Consider the following 17100-nt stretch of genomic DNA (forward strand, 5'->3'; position numbering starts at 1 on the left):
CAACGCCTCATGAATATCCTTGGAATCGCGGGTGTACTCCGACGCAAGACCACACGCACCACCGTTGCTGATCCCACCGCGCAGCGTTTCTCGGTTCGTATTCAACGGGCTTGGTCGCAGGTTCAGCGCCCCGATCAGTGGTGGGTCGCGGATTTCGCGTATGTGCACACCAGCTGTGGTTTCAGCTACGTGGCTTTTGTCACCGACGTGTTCACCCGTGAGATCCTGGCGTATGTTGTGGATACCCGAGCCACGACATCTTTGGTCATCCGTGCGCTACGCCTGGCACTGGTGCTACGCCAGCGCCAGGATCCGTACTTTGAGTCGGCCGGGGTGATCCATTACTTGGATGTGGGTTTACAGTACGCCTCAACAGATCTGCGCCGGCTGTTGGTCGTCTATCAGATGGATGGGTCTATCGGCACCGTCGGCGACGTCTACGACAACGCTGTGATGGAGTCAACGATCGGGCTGTACAAGTTTGAGCTCATTGATTTCGGAAGCAGGGATGTGGACGGACTGGGCTGAGGTGGAACGCGCCATAGCCGGGTGGATCCATTGGTATAATCACGAGCGGTTGCGTTCCTGGCTTGGGTATATCCCGCCAATCGAGCATTACACCAACTACCAACGAGAAAACTACGCAGGCCTTCACGCCGCGTAACACGCCACTGTCAAAAAATCAGGCCGATTCACTCTTTCAACGCGTTTGTGCCCGCATTAAACTTTCACATTTTTTAACATGCCGAAGGATTCCTTGGCTTCCGAGATCGCTGACGATTCGGCTAGGAGGATAGGCTAACGAGGCTTGGCTCTTGCGTCGGGAAGGCGGTGGCGTCGACGAGCGGGGCGGGCTTGTCGACGCTTCCCGGTGCGGGGATTCCGGCTGCCGCCGCGATCCAGTCGGCGTGTTCTGCGGTGGGGATGTACCAGCCGACGCGGCCGGATGCACTGCTCATGCTGAGTACTCCTACGACGTGATTGCCCTCTAGGAGGGGGCCGCCAGAGTCGCCTGGGCGTAGTACCCCTTGGCTGATGTGGTTTTCGATCATGACTGCTTGGCGGTCGGGGCTGGGGACGTCGGTGACGCGGCGTTGCATGGTCGCAGCTGCTGCCATGGGGATGCCGGTGAAGGCGCTTCCGTAGCCGGCAACTCCGAAGCGGTTACCTGGTTGGGTGTGGCGTCCAGAGATTGCGGATGGCGCTATTGGTGCTGGGCGATCGAGGTGGAGGACGGCGAGGTCTGCTTGGGGGTGTGCTACGGCGCGTACTGCTGTGAAGTGTTGTGCACCGAGTCGGACGTGGCCGAGTCCGCCGTTGAGGCAGTGTCGCGCTGTGAGCACCGTTGTGGGGCTGACGAGTGTGCCAGTGCACTGCATGTTGTCAAAAGTCACGTACGCTAGCGAAACTTGATGTGACGGTGTCGGACTGATCACTGCTTGTGCTGGCATGGTCGCCATGGCTGATGCTGCGATTGCGGTCAGAGTTACGGCTAGGGTACGAAGTTTCTTCATCTAGAGAATTTCTTTCAGAATTTCGGTTGGTCGGGCGATCCGCGTTCCCTTGCATGTTGCCACAATTGGGCGCTGAATGAGGCGTGGGTGGGTGACCATGGCCTTGATCAGCTCTGATTCGGGGGTGGTTGAGCTGAGTCCGAGGTCTTTGTATTCGGCTTCTTTGGTGCGGATCGCGTCGTGCGCGCTGAGGTGGGCGTCGGCAAGCAAAGTGCGCAGCTCTTGTTCACTAGGAGGGGTGTCGAGGTAGCGGATGATGGTCACCTCGTCGTCGCTGTGTTCCTCTATGTATTGCAAAGCTTTGCGCGAGGTGGAGCAGCGGGGGTTGTGGTAGACGGTAATCATTCGGCCTCCTTGAGCGTGATGTTTTTTGCCCACGTTAGTGGGTATCCCATAGCGGCGAGCCATGCCATGGGGTCGTCGTTATGACGTGTGATGCCGTCGACGGCTAGGAGGGTGGCATCGATGGCTTTTTCGGCGTCTTCTGCGGTGATAAGCCCTGCGGAGGTGGCGGCGGCGAGTTCGTCGGTGTCGTCGACGCGTACTGGTTCGCCTACCACGCTGATGAGGTCGACATAGAGGTCGCGGGTGTGCCATGTATGGCCGTCGTGGCTAATTTCGGCGATGTCGAAGTAGAAGTCTTGGTGTTCGTCGATACCGTCGCGGAAGTGGAAGATGTTGGCCCGTAGGTTGATCTCAGGCAGAAGCCAAGATTCGAGGTATCCGAAGCGCGGGTGGTTGGCGCCGCGGGCCATATAGAGGCCGAATTCGGTTTCGGAGTAGGTGTCTACGTCGCGGTGAAAACCTTTGGGGTCGATGTTGTCCATTGCCGTGATGTCAAAGGTTTCTTCTTTGACTGGGTGCAGGTCTGTCATAGGCTAGTTCACCTCGAAGAACATGGTCGTAGGGAGGAATGTGCAGGGGCCATCGCCGGTTCCCACGGTGCCCGATACCATCGCGATTACGCGCCCGCGACCGGTGTTGGCTACTCCGGAGATTGTGGCTGGGCCATCTGGGTTAATTCCGTGGTTGCCTAATGGTGCCGCACCTCCTTGCAGCGTGGAGAGGTTGAACCAGTGCACGGTCATGGTGTGGGTGTTGGTTGCGGGGGCTGTGCCTAGGGCGGTGAAAACGAAGGCAGCTTGTCCAGCTCCAGCTCCTGGTGCTGGGATCGCTGTGGGGCCAGGTACTGCGATGGCGGAACCTACTGAGTTTTGGTTTCCTTTAATGCAGCGTGGGGAAATGCTTGGCCAGAATCCTTGGAAGAATCGTGGGGATTGTTTGGGTAACGCGACGGCTGGGGTGCCGGTACCTTCATAGAATGTGACTGCGGCTAGGAGAGGGGCTTGCAGTGCTGGTGGGAGAGTGCTTGCGAAATGGCGGGCGGCATCGAGGATTTCTGGTTTGGGGCGTCCGAGTTCGTCGAGGGGAAACAGTGGCGACGTACTGCTTGTCGACGTAACCGGCTGGCTTGATTGCGCACTCGCGATAGGGGTGGTTGCCACACTAAGGGGGAGTAATGCTGTGAGTGTGGCAGCTAGTGCGGTGGTTGCGTGTCGTCCCACGAAAATCCCTTCTTTGGCGTGATGTGGGAATCCTAATCCTTAGACCACATACGCAACATCAGTCACATAAATATACTTTATTCACAGTAGAGGCTTGGGGTGACGGGTTTCAAGTGTTTTTGCGTCTGGACTGTATCTCTATGGGAGATATCGGCTACACCCGCGGTAGTGTTACCAATTCGTAATAAATGCATTCTCTAGGAGGAGGTGCGAAATAAGCTGCGGTGGAGTAATGTATCAACGCTGTACTAAGCGCTCATTTCGACGTACTTCCCCATGATGGTGGTTGCAAGACCTTCCGTCGAAAGGCGGCCATTGAGGTATGAGAGTGCATATTTAATTTTTCAGGAGATTTCTTTGACACGTCCAGAGTTTCGTAACGTCGCTATCGTCGCGCACGTTGACCATGGAAAGACCACGCTTGTCGACGCCATGCTGCGCCAGTCCGGAGCCTTCGACGAGCACGCTGAGCTTGTTGACCGCGTGATGGACTCTGGTGACCTTGAAAAAGAAAAGGGCATCACCATCCTCGCGAAGAACACTGCTGTGCGTCGCCGTGGTGCCGGCAAAGATGGCAATGACGTTGTTATTAACGTTATTGACACCCCAGGCCACGCTGATTTCGGTGGCGAGGTAGAACGCGCGCTGTCCATGGTGGACGGCGTTGTTTTGCTTGTTGATGCCTCCGAGGGCCCACTGCCACAGACCCGCTTCGTGCTGGGCAAGGCTTTGGCTGCCAAGATGCCAGTCGTGATTTTGGTGAACAAGACCGACCGTCCAGACGCTCGTATCGATGAGGTCGTCGAAGAGTCTCAGGATCTCCTCCTAGAGCTGGCATCGGCACTCGATGATCCAGAAGCTGCCGAGGCTGCAGAACAGCTGCTCGACCTGCCAGTTCTTTACGCTTCCGGCCGTGAGGGCAAGGCAAGCACCGTTAACCCCGGCAACGGAAACGTCCCAGACGCTGAGGATTTGCAAGCGTTGTTCGACGTGATCTACGAGGTCATGCCAGAGCCAACCGTAAACGTAGATGGCCCACTGCAGGCACACGTGACCAACTTGGACTCCTCCTCCTTCTTGGGTCGTATCGGCCTGATCCGTGTTCACTCCGGTTCTTTGAAGAAGGGCCAGCAGGTTGCGTGGATTCACTACGACGAAGAAGGCAACCAGCACACCAAGACCGCTAAGATCGCAGAGCTCCTGCGCACCGTTGGCGTGACCCGTGTTCCTGCAGACGAGGTTGTTGCAGGCGACATTGCTGCTATCTCCGGTATCGACTCCATCATGATCGGTGACACCCTCGCTGATCTTGAGCATCCAGTGGCTCTGCCACGTATCACCGTCGATGAGCCAGCGATCTCCATGACCATCGGTGTGAACACCTCGCCACTTGCTGGCCGTGGTGGCGGCGACAAACTCACTGCACGTGTGGTTAAAGCACGTCTTGAGCAGGAACTCATCGGTAACGTTTCTCTGCGCGTTTTGCCTACCGAACGTCCAGACGCTTGGGAGGTTCAGGGCCGCGGTGAAATGGCTCTGTCCGTTCTCGTTGAAACCATGCGTCGCGAAGGCTTTGAGTTGACTGTGGGCAAGCCACAGGTTGTTACCCAGACTGTCGACGGCAAGCTCTTCGAGCCATACGAGCACATGGTCATCGACATTCCTTCCGAGTACCAAGGCAACGTCACTCAGCTCATGGCCGCTAGGAAGGGACAGATGTTGTCCATGGACAACATCTCCGATGAGTGGGTTCGTATGGAATACAAGGTTCCGGCTCGTGGCCTGATCTCTTTCCGTACCATGTTCATGACCGAAACCCGCGGTACCGGTATCGCAAACTCCTACTCCGAGGGTCTTGACGAGTGGGCTGGCGAGATCAAGGGCCGTGCTACCGGTTCTCTCGTGGCTGACCGCTCTGGTCAGATCACTGCCTACGCACTTCAGCAGCTTGCCGACCGCGGTAACTTCTTCGTCGAGCCAGGCACTGAAGCCTACGAGGGCATGGTTGTTGGTGCTAACAACCGTGACGAGGACATGGATGTTAACATCACCCGTGAAAAGAAGCTGACCAATATGCGTTCCGCAACGGCAGACGCAACCGTCACTCTGGCTAAGGCACGTAGCCTCTCCTTGGATGAAGCGATGGAGTTCTGCGGCCAAGACGAGTGCGTTGAGGTTACCCCAGACGTACTGCGCGTACGCAAGGTCATCCTAAACGCAACTGAGCGTGGCCGTGCACGTGCACGCGAAAAGGCTCGTAACAAGTAAGATAGGTTCCATGTCAAACAAGCACCGTATCCTCGTTCCACTACTGGCTACGGTGCTTGTGTCATGTTCAGCCAATCCAGGCCCTGCCCCCGTGGAAAAGGAACAACCTACTTCCACGACCGCCACGCCTGCGAAAAAGGCGAAAAAGACCTCCGAGATCGCGGTGGGCATCGATCCCATCAACGGCGGCCTCAACCCGCACATGCTTGCCGACGACTCCACCTTCGTCAGGTCGCTTGCATCCTTAGTGCTGCCGAGTGCCTATGTTGATGGTGAGCTCAATAGTGATCTATTGGAGAGCGTGGACGACGTTCCCCCTCCTAGTGGATCGAAGGCGGTACAAACAATCCGCTACAAGATCCGCCCAGAGGCACAATGGTCGGATGCCACGCCGATTACGGTGTCTGACTTTGAATACCTGTGGCATGCGATCGTCGAAACGCCCGGCGCGCTAGGTGCGCCGTATTATCGTGCGATCGAGCAAATCCGCTCGGCTGATGGTGGCCGAACTGTGGAGGTTGATCTGGCTCAGCCGCTTCACGATTGGCGCGTTCTTTTTAATAGTCTGTTGCCCAGTCACGTGCTTCGTGGTGGGGACTCTGATTTTTCAACCGTGCTTGCCGATGGCATTCCTGCTTCCGCTGGTCGCTACTCTTTTGCAGGCGTTGATCGTCAGCGGGGGATTGTCACCTTGAATCGCAATGATCGGTTCTGGGGAGAAAAGCCGGCTACCGTGGAAAATATTAAGTTCCGCGAGGTGACTGATATTGCCCAAGGCCGCGAGCTTTTACGTACGGGGCAGATCAAATTCCTTGATATCACTCCTACTGAGGTGGCAAGGGAAGCATTTGAGCTCATGCCGAACACACAGGTGCGCACGACCACCACTTCGCTCAATCTTCAGCTGATTGCTAATACCCATTTGACTCTTGAGCAGCGTGCCGATCTTCAATCGCTTATCGACGTCCACACCGTTGCTCGCATCGCCATGGGGCGAAGCGCTGATCTTGGTGTTGGTGACCAGCCGTATGAGCCACATGCGGATCACTTGATGTCTCTAGGAAGGCCGGTGCGAATCGGTGTGGATCCCAGTGATCCAGAAGCCCAGATGGCTGCGCGAGTGCTCTCGGATGTTCTGGCTCGAAAATCGGTGAAAACCCAGCTGGTCGAAACCGATACCACCGACCTCATCGGTTCAAAACTCGCGTCCTCTGCAGTAGATGCCATCATCACGTGGAGTGCCGCCAACGCGATGGAAAAACTACAGTGCGCTCCAACTCCGACCAACGCCAACATTGCACTATGGTGCGACCCAGACACAGACCAACACATTAGCGACGTGCTCAGCGGCGCCATGACGCATGAAGACTTCAATTCCTACGCCTCCAACGTAGACCACCAGCAGCATCTCACCACGGTCATTGCGCCTGACACCCGCCTCCTAGTCCTTGGAACATCATCCGAAGGAAAAGGAACGAAATTTACCAACTGGCCCATGGGACTTATCTCCATCGGGCAATGGATCATCAACGAGGAATAATGCGAGATCTCATCGGATTTAAAGCAGTAGCAGTACACGCACACCCTGACGACGAAGCCATCTGGACCGGAGGTCTCCTCGCCAACCTCTCTGCCAGAGGTGCCGACGTCACCGTAGTCACCTGCACCCTCGGCGAAGAAGGCGAAGTCATTGGTGAACCCTACCAAGGACTCACTAACAAAAATGCTGACCAACTCGGCGGATTCCGTATCCACGAGCTTCACAAGTCCCTCTCCCTCCTAGGCGTGCGCGGCGAGTTTCTAGGAGGGGCGGGATGCTGGCGCGATTCCGGAATGATCGGCGACCCCGCCAACGAACACCCCCGCGCCTTTATCGGCTCCGGCGACGAATCTATCGAGCAACTCACTGAGATCTTCGAGCGCCTCCAACCCGACCTTGTGATCACCTATGGTCCCGATGGCGGCTACGGACACCCTGACCACATTCGTGCGCACAACATCACCCACGCTGTGGCTGAAAAAATAGACATCCCACGAATCTTGTGGGCGGTTACCCCACGTACCGAACTGGAACAGGGGATGGCGGCAATCACCACCCTTCCTAGTGGCTGGCGCCGTGCACTTCCCGGCGAAGTCGCCTGCGTCGACCACGTCGATCTCACCATCGCACTCGACGACCACGCCTTTGCCGCCAAAGCCGCAGCTATGCGCGCACATGCCACCCAACTATGGCTTGCCGACGCCACCACCTCCGACGTCAACCCCCACGCCGCCATCGCAGGAGTTGCCGATCCCAAGGCTGCGCCTCTCGTCTTTGCTCTCAGCAACCTCATCGCCCAACCCCTCCTAGATATCGAATGCTATCAACTAGGAGGGGGAGTGCCCCTGACCTCTAATGACCCCACCGAGGGCATCCGCTAACACCCAAGTTTCTCTAGGAGGTAGGAATGGCCGATCAATCGTATGTTTATCAAGGATTCAGCAGGGCAGAGGCTACGTGGGGAATCTTCTGGATCACGCTTGGGGCTTTGACCTCCCTCCTCCTAGAGGTGGTGTACCTCGATACGCGTATCGACGGTTTTCCAGTGCCCTACACCATTGTGGTGGCATTTCTATTCAATAGAGTTTTGACTAAAACATCACTGCTGTGGTCGCGTACCCCCGCGATTGCTCTGATCCCAATTTTTGCTTGGATCGCGGGTTTTGTGGTTTTGACCATGACTCCTGAGATTACTGGGGATCAGATTGTGGGGCAGAATTTGCGCGCAATCCTCCTCCTAGGCGCTGGCGTTGCTGGGGGCAGTTGGCCTCTTTTGTCTAGGAGGTGACATAATGAATCGCATCACTCAATCACTCGAATTGGAGAATATCTAACCGATGACGTACACAATCGCACAGCCCTGCGTTGATGTCATGGACCGAGCTTGCGTTGAAGAATGCCCCGTGGATTGCATTTACGAGGGCAAGCGCTCACTCTATATCCACCCCGATGAGTGCGTGGACTGTGGCGCCTGCGAGCCTGCATGCCCTGTCGAGGCTATCTTTTACGAAGACGATGTCCCTGATGAATGGATCGATTACAACGATGCGAACGCCGCGTTTTTCGATTCTCTTGGTTCCCCTGGTGGTGCGGCGAAGCTTGGGCCGCAGGATTTCGATGCTGCTTTGGTGGCGTCGCTTCCACCGCAGGTTTAGCCACTTTTCCTCGCTAGTTGTAAGGATCGATGATGACGCGCGTACCTCTTGGTGCTACTTTGCCTGATTTCCCGTGGGATTCGCTTGCCGACGCAAAAAAGACGGCAAGTTCCCACCCCGATGGGTTGATTAACCTCTCAGTCGGCAGCCCTGTCGACGAGGTGGCTCCTGGGATTCGGCTTGCGCTGGCAGAGGCTGCGGCCGCGCCAGGTTATCCGCAGACTATTGGCACCCCTGAGCTGCGCGCTGCCATTGTTGATTCTCTCCAGCGCCGCTATCATGCTCCTTCTCTAGGAGGGGTGTTGCCGGTAGTTGGTACTAAAGAAGCGATTGCTTTGCTTCCCACCCTCCTAGGGATTCGCGGTACGGTCGTCATCCCCGAGGTGGCATACCCGACTTATGAGGTAGGTGCTTTGATGGCTGGGGCGACACCGTTGCGTTGCGACGCCCCCCAAGAGCTGTCCAATGATGATATCGATCTGGTTTTTATCAATTCCCCTTCGAATCCTACGGGCCGTGTGGCTTCTGTTGAGGAGCTACGGTCTATTGTCGCGTGGGCTCAAGCTAACGACGTGATCGTCGCCTCGGATGAGTGCTATCTCGGTCTGTCGTGGGATGGGGAAGCGGTGTCGATTTTGGATCCGCGCGTCAACGACGGCAACCTGTCCAACCTCCTAGCGATTCACTCGTTGTCTAAGTCATCAAATCTGGCGTCGTATCGCGCCGGTTTCTTGGCCGGCGATGAGGCGCTCATTGCCGAGCTCACGGAAATTCGCAAGCACTCTGGGCTCATGGTCCCGGGGCCGATTCAAGCGGCCATGGTGGAAGCCTTGCGTGACGACGACCAAGAAGCGCTCCAAAAGCTTCGCTACGCTCGTCGCCGCGCCCTCCTCATGCGCGCGCTTATCGACGCCGGCCTCACCGTCGAACACTCCGAAGCCGGTCTGTACCTGTGGGCCACCCGCGGCGAAAACTGTCGTGCCACCGTCGACTGGTTTGCCTCTCACGGCATCTTGGTCGCCCCAGGCGACTTCTACGGCCCCGACGCTCACAACTTCGTGCGCGTCGCTCTGACCACCACAGATGACAATGCCGAAAAAGTGGCGGCCCGCCTCCAAGAGGGGAATTAGCTACCAAAAGGTCGTCCTCCATGATGTCGTCCCCGAAGACGAGTACATGGCGGCGTCGGCAGGCGATAGTCCCTTTAGCCCCGGCACCCTCCTAGAGAAACCTATCCCGTTCGACTACACGGTGATTGCGCGGATCCCCGACCTCCTAGTGGTGGATAACCCGTGTTTTCTGCCGGCAACGTCTAATGGGTGAATCGTGGTAGAGACGGTCCAAACTCGTGCACGAATCCGCGAAAATAACCCGCACATTGTGCCGCTACCTCGTCTCGACCACCTCACCACCGGCGTTTTGTTGTGCTCTACCAACTCAGAGACACGTGCTATCTACCAGCAACTTTTCCAGAATAGGGCGATCACCAAACGCTGTATTGCTCACGTTGCGGCCCGATTCCATTCCGTCCACAATGGACAGGGATCGCACTAGGAAAGCGCAAGAGAGGGCCACGGGTCATCGTCGATCCCACAGGTACTCTTACTCGCACGATGGTGCGTCGACTAGGAGAGGGAATTGTTGAGCTCCAGCCGGCCACAGGCCATACTCATCAGCTTCGCGTCCTCCTAGCGTGGGCGGGGTGCCCGATCATTGGCGACGACACATATCCTCTCGATCGGCGGCGCAGTATTTATGATTTTTCCGAGAAATTAGAGGTGTACGCCACGTCTTTGGAGTTCGTTGATCCCGTGTCCAATGTGACTAGGAGATTCGCTAGAGGCTAAAATCAAAAAGTTCGCTGTCTCTAGGAGGAAAGACATGACCAACCGAGCAACTGATTCAGTGCTGGGCAATCTTCGTCAGTTCATTATGTTTGGACTCGTTGGTGGCTCGGGCACGATCGTGAACCTCCTAGTCGCGGTGTTGTCAAAGAAGGTTGCCTGGTGGACTGCTGGCATTAGCGAGCATGAGCCGTTTTTTAATCTTTTTGGCACGGCGTTTCATATCCGCTGGTATCACGTTTTTATGACGATTGCTTTTTTGGTCGCCAACACGTGGAATTATCAACTCAATCGCATGTGGACGTTTAAATCAGCGACGATGCTGTCGTGGTGGCGTGGTTTCTTCCCCTTCTTGATCACTGGCCTTGGTGCGTTCTTTGTTAGCCAGATTGTGGGCACACTGCTCATGAATGTTGAGTCGCCTCTGTCCCTTCCTACAGAAATTTTCGACGATTCTTCTGGGCTGCGCACCAAATTCTACTGGGCGAACGCGTTTTCAATTCTGGTTGCTATGCCGGTCAATTTTGTGATCAATAAGCTGTGGACTTTCCGTAATCCCAAGATCCAAGTGGTCGCTGCCGCCGACCCTCACTAGGAGGAGCTAGACGGCGACTCCGAAGTGGTCGCATGCCCACACTCGCGCAGAATAGGCAGCGAAGGGCACTCTGGTGCGTCTAGGAGGAAGGCTCGGGTCTGCCGGCTGAAATCCTGCGCATCCGCTGTGCGGCATGCGTCGGAAGTAGCCGTTTTTGTGCCGTTCTGGGTCGTCATCGTTGCGACGATTGTGCGTAGCACAGGCGGCAACCAAATTGTTCACGTTGGTCTCGCCGCCATGCTCCCACGCAGTGCAGTGATGGATGTGGCTGTTATTGGCTAGCCGATGACAATCCGGATGACTGCAGGTGAGCTGGTCTGCCGTGATCATGAGCCGCTGTTTATCGTTGGCGTATCGCTTTGTGCGATACAGGTCGACCGGTTCAGGGACGCCCTCATCATTAAGCGCATACAACATGGCATAGCCGTATTCCTCTAGGAGGTGTTCGGCGAGTTTGTGCGCAGGAATCAGGCTGCCGTCCGTCGTTGCGAGCATTCCATTACCGCGGTGGGTGTAGCCGTCGGCGGGTAGGAGGATGAGCCCTTCGCGACGTTTCCTCCCTCCTAGAGCGGGGCTGTCCAGGATGGACATGGCAAAGATTTCCGCCATGGCCTGTGAGTAGGAGAGGGAGGGGGTTTTCTTGGTGAGCCAGCGGGCGCCGGCGTGGAGTTTTTCGGCGACGGCGCTGGCGGTGGCGTCGTCAAGCGATGCATGGATGTGGCGTTGTCCTGCTGCGTCGGTGGATTTTGAGATGCGGACGGCGGGTTTGCGCGGGGTGGCTCCGCATGCGTCGTTGAGTGCGACGACGCGGGTGTTGGCGTGTGCTTTTGCTTCGGCGGGCGTCATGCCGCGGGCTTCGCGATAAAGTCGGAGGCGGAGATCGTCTTTGGTGACGCTGGCTTTCTTGTTGAGTCTTCCTAGTGCAGGATTGATGGCTTTGAGAACCTCAATCCCCAGTCCTAGCTCCGTAGCAACAGCTATACATTCCTCGCGACTAGGAGAGGGGCGGGGAGCGAACAGCTCCTTGGCGAGCTTCATTACCGAGCCCACCCACGCTCGGTCGAGCGCATAGTCGCGTGTCAGGTCGTCTTGAGTTTTGCCCTGAAGGATCAGTTGGTGAAAGAACTGGAGGATGGCGATTCCGTTGCCGGAGAGGTATTGGAGTACTGCGTGTGTGTTCATACTTCGCACGGTAACGACGATGGCCCGCCTCCTAGTGGTGGAGACAGGCCTGGTGGCGATTTCTGTGGATAACTCCTAGAGGCGTTCTCTAGGAGGGGGAGTTCTGTGGATAACTCGCCTCGCCGGGCAGGAGGGCCTTGTCAAAGGGCCGTTTTAGTGCTATAAGGCTGATCGCGAAGAGGATGGCGACCATGGCGATAGCAGAGAGCAGTTCGATGCGTGCGCCGGCGTCGCTAAGCATGAGGACGGCGAGGCCGAAGAGGATGACGAGGGTAGCGATGGTGAGTCCTGGGAAGGCCCACATGCGTACGGCTAGGTCGCCTTGGAGTGTTTCGAGGCGTCGTCGTAGTTTGAGTTGGGAGACGGCGATGAAGGTCCAGACGGTGAGGAGGGAGGCGCCGGCGGAGTTGAGTAGGAAGGTGAGGAGCCAGCCGGTGTCGACGTAGTTGAGGATCACCATGATGACGCTGAGTGCGACGGAGAGCACGATGGCGGGCAGTGGTACACCGCGGTTGTCGACGCGTGCGAAAATGCTGGGTGCTTGTCGACGCTCCGCGAGGGACATCATCATGCGTGAGCTAGCGTAGATCTGGGCGTTGAATGCCGATAGCAGTGCGAGCACGATAACGACTTCGATGACACCTACTACTCCTGGAATGTTGGCCATGGCCAACACCTGCGAGAAGGGGCTTTCCGCTGCGCTTTTTGCCTTTCCTAGTGACGAGTAGGGCAGGAGTAAGACGATGATGGCCACTGAGCCTAGGTAGAAGATACTGATGCGCGTGATGGTGGTGCGCACGGCGTTGACGAGCGATTTTTGTGGATCTTCGGATTCTGCGGAGGCGATGGCGACGACTTCGATGCCGCCGAAGCCGAATGCTACGGCTAGGAGGGCGGCTGCGATCCCTCCTAGTCCGGTAGGCGCGAATCCTTCGTTGCGAACATTGCTGAGCCCAACGAAGTCGTGATTCGGTAGGAGGCCGAGCACTAGGAGGGAGCCTACAACCAGGAAGATGACGAGCACTGCCACTTTGATGAAGGCGAACCAGAATTCGAATTCGCCGAAGGCTCGGACGCGCATGAGGTTGACGAGTCCGAAGAAGGCGACGAATACGAGTGCTGGTACCCAGGGCGAGACGCCGAGCCATGAGGCGACGAATCCGGAGGCTCCGGTGATTTCTGCGCCGAGGACTGCTACGGTGGCGAGCCAGTAGACCCAGCCTTGGATGAATCCTGCCCAGTGGCCGATACCTGCGTCGGCGTATTCGGAGAAGGAGCCGGAGGCGGGGACGACGGAGCCCATTTCGCCGAGCATGCGCATGATCATGACGGCGATGAATCCGGCGATGATGTAGGCGATGAGTACGGCGGGTCCTGCTGCTTTGATTCCTACACCGGTGCCTAGGAAGAGGCCGGCGCCGATGGTGGAGCCGAGCCCCATCATGGTGAGGTGGCGGACTTTGAGCCCTTTTGTGAGGGTGGGGGCGGTGTGTTCGGTCATGTGTTTTTCTGCGGTAAAAAGGGAGCCGCTCTCTAGGAGGGGCTCCCTTGGTGGTGTGCGGTTAGTTTGCGTGGAGCGCGTCGTTGAGTTCGACTGCTTGGGATTTCCACGCGGTTGCTTCGATGGCGCCGCTGATGGAGTTGCGTCGGAAGAGGACGTTGTTGGCTCCGGCGAGTTCGAGGGCTTTGGTGGTGTCGCCGTCGTTGAGGCCGGTGGCTTCTGCTACGGCGCCGCGGACGATGATTTTGGAGCCTGCGGTGACGTAGAGGCCGGCTTCGATGACGCAGTCGTCGCCGAGTGGGATTCCGCATCCGGAGTTTGCGCCTAGGAGGCAGCGCTTTCCTAGTGAGATGACTTGTTTGCCACCGCCGGAGAGGGTGCCCATGATGGATGCGCCGCCGCCGACGTCGGAGCCGTCGTCAACCACGACGCCTGCGGAGATTCGGCCTTCGACCATGGAGTTGCCGAGGGTTCCTGCGTTGAAGTTGACGAATCCTTCGTGCATGACGGTGGTGCCTTCGGCGAGGTGTGCGCCGAGTCGGACGCGGTCTGCGTCGCCGATACGTACGCCGCTGGGCAGGACGTAGTCGACCATGCGTGGGAATTTGTCGACGAGATAGACGGTGACGGGGCCGCGTGCTTGGAGCTTGGCGCGGGTGATGTCAAAGTTTTTTACTTCGCAGGGGCCGTAGTTGGTCCACACGACGTTGGTGAGCAGTCCGAAGATGCCGTCGAGGTTTTGGCCGTGTGGCTTAACCAGGCGGTGTGAGAGGAGGTGGAGGCGCAGGTAGGCGTCGTAGGCGTCGGTTGGGGCTGCGCCGAGGTCTGCGATTGACGTGGTGATCGCTTGTCGACGCACCCCGCGGTCTGCGTCTTCTCCGACTAGGAGGCGGAGATGCTCAGGGATGTCGTCTCCGTCTAATACTGTGGTGCCGGTGGTGTCGACGCTGGTGAGCTCTGGCGCTGGGAACCAAGCGTCGAGAACGGTGCCGTCGGCGGTAATGGTGGCAAGTCCTGTTGCTAGTGCTGAAGTCATGGGTGGAAGTCTACTTACTCTTTTTCTTGGTGAAGAATGACACGACTATGAGTAGGAGGAATACGACCGTGACGGACGTGATTTGGCTGCGGGAGGCGTCGTCAGTCAGCATGAGGACGGTCAGTCCGAGGAATCCTGCGATGGTGATCCATCCGAGCCATGGGAAGCCCCACATGCGCACAGGGGTGATTTCGCCGTTGCGGACGAGTTCTGGGTGCAGTTTGAGGTATGCGAATGCGATGATGACCCAGATGACGATCAAGCATCCTCCTACAGCGTTGAGGAGGAAGTTGAGGAGGCCTGCGGGGTTCCAGTATTGCAATCCTACGGAGACGAATGCGAAGAACATGCTGAGGAGGACGGCTGGCATTGGTACGCCGGAGGGGTTGGTGGCTGCGAAGATCTTGGGGGCGTCGCCGCGTTCTGCGAAGGAGTGGACGATGCGGGAGGTTGCGTAGATCTGGGCATTGAATGCGGAGAGCAGCGCGAGGACGATTACAGCTTCCATGAATCCGACAACACCTGGGATGTTGGCCATGCCAAGGATGATGGTGAAGGGGGATTCTGCTGCGCTCTTGGCGCCTCCGATACTGGAGAACGGGATGAGGAAGCAGATCACGAGAACGGAACCCAAGTAGAAGAAAGAGATGCGCCAGATCACGGAGCGCACGGCTGTGGCGATGGCAGTCTTGGGGTCTTCGGATTCTGCTGCGGCGATGGTGACGATTTCGATGCCACCGAAGGCGAAGGCGACGGCTAGGAGGCCGGTGGCTACACCGGAGAAGCCGTTGGGCATGAATCCGTCGCCGAGGAAGTGTTGGGTTCCTACGAACTCATGGTTAGGGAGCAGCCCGAAGATGAGCAGCACACCGATGATGAGGAAGAAGATGATGACGGCAACCTTGATAAATGCAAACCAGAATTCGAATTCGCCAAAGCCGCTGACACGGGCGAGGTTGACGACTGCGAAGAAGATAACGCAGATAAGAGCTGGTATCCATGGTGCGATGCCGAACCATTGGCCCATGATGGCGGCGGCGCCAGTCATTTCGGCACCGAGGACCATGGTGAGCATAAACCAATAAAGCCAGCCGATGCTGAAGCCAGCCCAGTGGCCAAAGGCTTGTTCGGCGTAGACGGAGAATGATCCGGAGGCTGGGCGGGCTGCTGCGAGCTCGCCGAGCATTTGCATAACGAATACGACGAAGATGCCTGCGAGGACGTAGGCGATAAGAACGGCGGGTCCTGCGGCTGCAATTCCTACCCCTGTTCCTAGGAAGAGGCCGGCTCCGATGGCGGAGCCGAGTCCCATCATTGTTAGGTGCCGAGTTTTCAGGCCTGTGCCGAGCTCGGTCTCAGTGGTTGCTTGTGTCATAGATCTGAGAATAAACTCCCAAGGCCCGTCGCATATAATCTATGGCAAGTTAATTTTATGCGGGGGTGTCTAAATGGGGCGGACGACAGGCTCCGGATGGCCGCTTTCGGCATGAATTTGCCAATCCGATTGGCCGTCGAGAATCGCTGCTGGCGCGGTTTCGCCACGTTCCGCAAAGTAGACCATTGTCTCCTTATCAATCACCACATTGTTGCCTACGTGCACATTGTCGCCGAGGTTGATCCCCATCACAGCTGATCCCAATCCGAACACGCAGTTAGCACCGACGCACAGCTGAGCATGGGGCTTACTAGGAACGATCGATGCAGAAATACCGAGGTCGACGTTATCGCCCACCACGGTTCCTGAATACAAACGGCCTTCAATTCGGCCAGCGCCAAGAGTGCCCGCGTTGAAAGAAACATACCCTTCACGCAGCACCTTGGTTCCTTCTGCTAGATAAGCGCCTAACCGGACGCGTTCCGCCTCGGTGATTTCTACCCCTGTAGGAACCACATAATCAACCATGCGGGGCAAACGGTCAATGCCATAGACGTGAATAAGACCACGGTTACGCAGCGACATTCTGATGTTCTCAAAATTCTCCGGCAAGCAAGGACCTTTGTTCGTCCATACCACCCGAGACAAGATACTCATCGCGTTATCCATGTTGATCTCGAGCGGACGCATCAATCGATGCGATAACAGATGTAGTCGCAGAAACACATCATGGGCGTCGATAGGCGGGGAATCCAGATCACCGATATGGGTACGTACGGCAACTTGCTCCACCAAGCGGTCTTCGTCGAGACGCACAAGGCTCAAAAGCTTAGGCGGTAAATCCTGTGCTCCTAGTCGTTCCGTGTAGGAGGAGGAACCGCTGGCAGGGACTAATTCTGGGGTTGGGTACCAGGTATCAAGGACTTCGCCGTTCATGGCAATGTTGGCGATACCGATGGCAGTGGCACCGAATTGACTCATAATTAAATACTTTATCGGAGCAGGCCTGCATTGAAGAAGTTAGC

General features: G+C 57.0%; 20 protein-coding genes. 11 read left to right on the top strand and 9 right to left on the bottom strand.

Annotated features, from left to right (window positions below):
- Positions 1-9 precede the first annotated feature (9 nt).
- Both CIP100161_RS04620 and CIP100161_RS12540 read left to right on the top strand, forming a co-directional pair.
- Positions 10-528, top strand: coding sequence for a DDE-type integrase/transposase/recombinase (locus CIP100161_RS04620; RefSeq protein ID WP_155872277.1), 519 nt, complete (start codon positions 10-12; stop codon positions 526-528).
- Entirely contained in the window at positions 509-664 is a 156-nt protein-coding gene (locus CIP100161_RS12540) for an integrase core domain-containing protein (RefSeq protein ID WP_155872279.1), read from the top strand. The genes CIP100161_RS04620 and CIP100161_RS12540 overlap by 20 nt, the downstream gene beginning before the upstream one ends.
- 121 nt (positions 665-785) lie before the next feature.
- Here CIP100161_RS12540 and CIP100161_RS04630 read toward each other — a convergent pair whose 3' ends face one another.
- From CIP100161_RS04630 to CIP100161_RS04645, 4 genes are read right to left on the bottom strand one after another with little or no spacing between them, the layout of a single operon-like run.
- Positions 786-1514: a S1 family peptidase gene (locus CIP100161_RS04630; RefSeq protein ID WP_155872281.1), complete on the bottom strand. Its 729-nt coding sequence runs from the start codon at positions 1512-1514 to the stop codon at positions 786-788.
- Positions 1515-1859, bottom strand: coding sequence for an arsenate reductase (glutaredoxin) (gene arsC, locus CIP100161_RS04635; RefSeq protein WP_155872283.1), 345 nt, complete (start codon positions 1857-1859; stop codon positions 1515-1517).
- Positions 1856-2389: a DUF402 domain-containing protein gene (locus CIP100161_RS04640; RefSeq protein ID WP_155872285.1), complete on the bottom strand. Its 534-nt coding sequence runs from the start codon at positions 2387-2389 to the stop codon at positions 1856-1858. Before CIP100161_RS04640 ends, arsC begins: the two co-directional genes overlap by 4 nt.
- Positions 2390-2392: 3 nt before the next feature.
- Positions 2393-3079 (bottom strand): Rv1157c family protein, encoded by a 687-nt coding sequence (locus tag CIP100161_RS04645; RefSeq protein ID WP_155872287.1) that lies wholly within the window; start codon positions 3077-3079, stop codon positions 2393-2395.
- A gap of 357 nt (positions 3080-3436) precedes the next feature.
- On the opposite strand from CIP100161_RS04645, the gene typA reads away from it, so the two are divergent.
- From typA to CIP100161_RS04690, 9 genes are all read left to right on the top strand, one after another.
- The gene (typA, locus tag CIP100161_RS04650) at positions 3437-5347 is read left to right on the top strand and encodes a translational GTPase TypA (RefSeq protein ID WP_010934703.1); all 1911 of its coding nucleotides are present in this window, start codon (positions 3437-3439) and stop codon (positions 5345-5347) included.
- 10 nt (positions 5348-5357) lie between these two features.
- Positions 5358-6887 carry an ABC transporter family substrate-binding protein gene (locus CIP100161_RS04655; protein ID WP_155872289.1) on the top strand — a complete coding sequence of 510 codons (1530 nt, stop codon included), beginning with the start codon at positions 5358-5360 and terminating at the stop codon, positions 6885-6887.
- Positions 6887-7768 carry an N-acetyl-1-D-myo-inositol-2-amino-2-deoxy-alpha-D-glucopyranoside deacetylase gene (mshB, locus tag CIP100161_RS04660; RefSeq protein ID WP_155872291.1) on the top strand — a complete coding sequence of 294 codons (882 nt, stop codon included), beginning with the start codon at positions 6887-6889 and terminating at the stop codon, positions 7766-7768. Before CIP100161_RS04655 ends, mshB begins: the two co-directional genes overlap by 1 nt.
- A gap of 26 nt (positions 7769-7794) precedes the next feature.
- Positions 7795-8175, top strand: a complete 381-nt coding sequence (locus tag CIP100161_RS04665; protein WP_155872293.1) for a hypothetical protein — start codon at positions 7795-7797, stop codon at positions 8173-8175.
- 49 nt (positions 8176-8224) lie between these two features.
- Positions 8225-8542 (top strand): ferredoxin, encoded by a 318-nt coding sequence (gene fdxA, locus CIP100161_RS04670; RefSeq protein WP_003850933.1) that lies wholly within the window; start codon positions 8225-8227, stop codon positions 8540-8542.
- A gap of 32 nt (positions 8543-8574) precedes the next feature.
- Complete coding sequence (dapC, locus tag CIP100161_RS04675; protein WP_155874530.1) at positions 8575-9672, top strand: succinyldiaminopimelate transaminase; 1098 nt, start codon at positions 8575-8577, stop codon at positions 9670-9672.
- Positions 9632-9865 carry a pseudouridine synthase family protein gene (locus tag CIP100161_RS12545; protein ID WP_155872295.1) on the top strand — a complete coding sequence of 78 codons (234 nt, stop codon included), beginning with the start codon at positions 9632-9634 and terminating at the stop codon, positions 9863-9865. The genes dapC and CIP100161_RS12545 overlap by 41 nt, the downstream gene beginning before the upstream one ends.
- A gap of 57 nt (positions 9866-9922) precedes the next feature.
- Complete coding sequence (locus CIP100161_RS12550) at positions 9923-10096, top strand: pseudouridine synthase (protein WP_232053189.1); 174 nt, start codon at positions 9923-9925, stop codon at positions 10094-10096.
- Between the two features lie 327 nt (positions 10097-10423).
- Positions 10424-10981: a GtrA family protein gene (locus CIP100161_RS04690; protein ID WP_155872297.1), complete on the top strand. Its 558-nt coding sequence runs from the start codon at positions 10424-10426 to the stop codon at positions 10979-10981.
- A gap of 6 nt (positions 10982-10987) precedes the next feature.
- On the opposite strand, the gene CIP100161_RS04695 is transcribed toward CIP100161_RS04690, so the two are convergent.
- From CIP100161_RS04695 to CIP100161_RS04715, 5 genes are all read right to left on the bottom strand, one after another.
- Complete coding sequence (locus tag CIP100161_RS04695; RefSeq protein WP_155872299.1) at positions 10988-12163, bottom strand: HNH endonuclease signature motif containing protein; 1176 nt, start codon at positions 12161-12163, stop codon at positions 10988-10990.
- An 88-nt stretch (positions 12164-12251) separates the two neighbouring features.
- Positions 12252-13664: an amino acid permease gene (locus CIP100161_RS04700; protein ID WP_155872301.1), complete on the bottom strand. Its 1413-nt coding sequence runs from the start codon at positions 13662-13664 to the stop codon at positions 12252-12254.
- Between the two features lie 61 nt (positions 13665-13725).
- Positions 13726-14700 (bottom strand): 2,3,4,5-tetrahydropyridine-2,6-dicarboxylate N-succinyltransferase, encoded by a 975-nt coding sequence (dapD, locus tag CIP100161_RS04705; protein WP_155872303.1) that lies wholly within the window; start codon positions 14698-14700, stop codon positions 13726-13728.
- A gap of 10 nt (positions 14701-14710) precedes the next feature.
- Positions 14711-16075 (bottom strand): amino acid permease, encoded by a 1365-nt coding sequence (locus tag CIP100161_RS04710; protein ID WP_155872305.1) that lies wholly within the window; start codon positions 16073-16075, stop codon positions 14711-14713.
- A 69-nt stretch (positions 16076-16144) separates the two neighbouring features.
- Complete coding sequence (locus tag CIP100161_RS04715; RefSeq protein ID WP_155872307.1) at positions 16145-17056, bottom strand: DapH/DapD/GlmU-related protein; 912 nt, start codon at positions 17054-17056, stop codon at positions 16145-16147.
- Positions 17057-17100: the final 44 nt, after the last annotated feature.

The sequence above is a fragment of the Corynebacterium rouxii genome (genome assembly GCF_902702935.1).
Classification (GTDB): domain Bacteria; phylum Actinomycetota; class Actinomycetes; order Mycobacteriales; family Mycobacteriaceae; genus Corynebacterium; species Corynebacterium rouxii.